This is a genomic window from Pseudomonas sp. RW407, from assembly GCF_003176655.1.
In the GTDB taxonomy this organism is placed as follows: domain Bacteria; phylum Pseudomonadota; class Gammaproteobacteria; order Pseudomonadales; family Pseudomonadaceae; genus Pseudomonas; species Pseudomonas delhiensis.
The window spans coordinates 1,037,999-1,039,335 of sequence record NZ_QGSL01000106.1; the positions used below are offsets into that span (position 1 = coordinate 1,037,999).

Consider the following 1,337-nt stretch of genomic DNA (forward strand, 5'->3'; position numbering starts at 1 on the left):
CCCGAAAAATCTCAAAAGCGATCCACGGGGCTGGCCAGAACGACCAGGCGCCGGTAAAGGCAAACAGGTGCTGGGCGCCGACTTGCCGCGCCTGATCTACGTGCGCTGGCAGTCCCTGGTCGAACCGCAGACCTACGAGGCCTACATCGTAATCCCTGAGGCCACCCGAAGAGCGATGGTGAAGCCGGAGACCGGCTATTGTCCGGCCAGGGGAATTTGGCGTGAAGACTATCGCGACATGCTGACGGTAGGCCTGGCGCCGGGAGGTATCGCAAGGGTATGGCTCATGGGGGGATGTCTGTCGGCCATCGACGTGACGCGGGTGCAGGCTACCGTGGTGAAGAAAGGACCCGACGGTGGGCTGAGCGGCGGTCAATACGCCTTGCCTCTGGAGCCGGAGTCCAAAGCCTATATCGAGAGGTACGGGATTCCCTATGGTTCGTGGTGATCCCATTGACCGCAGGCTCAGAACGCTGGTGCTGCTGGGCTTGCTGCTCGGGCTGGCCGGCTGTGCCGGCGGCGCCCATCGGTTGCCCTATGACTCGTGGCGCCTGGGCCTGTTCGCGCCCAACTACATGGAGGTGTGGATCGAAACCGCCGATGCGGTGGATGTGCAGGATCGTGTCTTTCGCCGTGCCATGAACGGGGTTGCCGCGATCAATACCCCGAAGAACCTCAAGGGCGATCCACGGGGCTGGCCGACCCGGCCTGGAGCCGGGGCCGGCAAACAGGTACTGGGGGCCGACCTGCCGCGCCTGATCTACGTGCGCTGGCAGTCCCTGGCCGAACCGCAGACCTACGAGGCCTATATCGTGATCCCGGAGGCTACTCGACAGGCAATGGTCGTCGGAGAAAAGGCCTTCTGCCAAGCCGACGCCAAGTGGATAACGGATTATCGCAAGATGCTAACGGTCGGCCTGGCACCGGGAGGTATTGCCAGGGTCTGGCTCATCGGGCCATGCCTGTCGGCCATCGACGTGGCGCGGGTGCAGGGTACCGTGGTGAAGAAAGGACCCGACGGTGGGCTGAGCGGCGGTCAATACGCCTTGCCTCTGGAGCCGGAGTCCAAAGCCTATATCGAGAAGTACGGAATCCCCTATGGCTCTTGGTGACAGCTCGCTGCCCAAGCGCCAGTCGCCAGCCCCAATGGTTGTCTCAGGACTGTCGCAAGCTGCGACAGCGAACGTCGTCGCAAGACCGTTAAAAATCAAAAAATAATAATAGATTCATATAGTTGAACAAAAACCAAGGGATTGGCATAGCGGTTGCGATAGCCGCCGGGACAACTCAACAAGAGGCAACCGCAATGCTCGCTTCCCTGCCCATCAAGCCCGAAT

General features: G+C 61.3%; 3 protein-coding genes. All 3 read left to right on the forward strand.

Annotated features, from left to right (window positions below; genetic code table 11):
* Positions 1 to 448: DUF2931 family protein (locus DK254_RS21425; RefSeq protein WP_109935807.1), on the forward strand; the 448-nt coding region annotated here is incomplete at its 5' end.
* A complete protein-coding gene (locus tag DK254_RS21430) occupies positions 435 to 1,112 on the forward strand; it encodes a DUF2931 family protein (RefSeq protein ID WP_109935386.1) in 678 nt (225 codons plus the stop codon). The genes DK254_RS21425 and DK254_RS21430, both read left to right, overlap by 14 nt.
* Positions 1,113 to 1,230: 118 nt before the next feature.
* On the forward strand, positions 1,231 to 1,337 hold a 107-nt coding region (locus DK254_RS34570; RefSeq protein WP_256595940.1), incomplete at its 3' end, for a hypothetical protein.

Bases quoted from the DNA above. Each gene is read 5' to 3' on its own strand.
- DK254_RS21430 (WP_109935386.1), top strand. From the start codon at position 435: ATGGTTCGTGGTGATCCCATTGACCGCAGGCTCAGAACGCTGGTGCTG.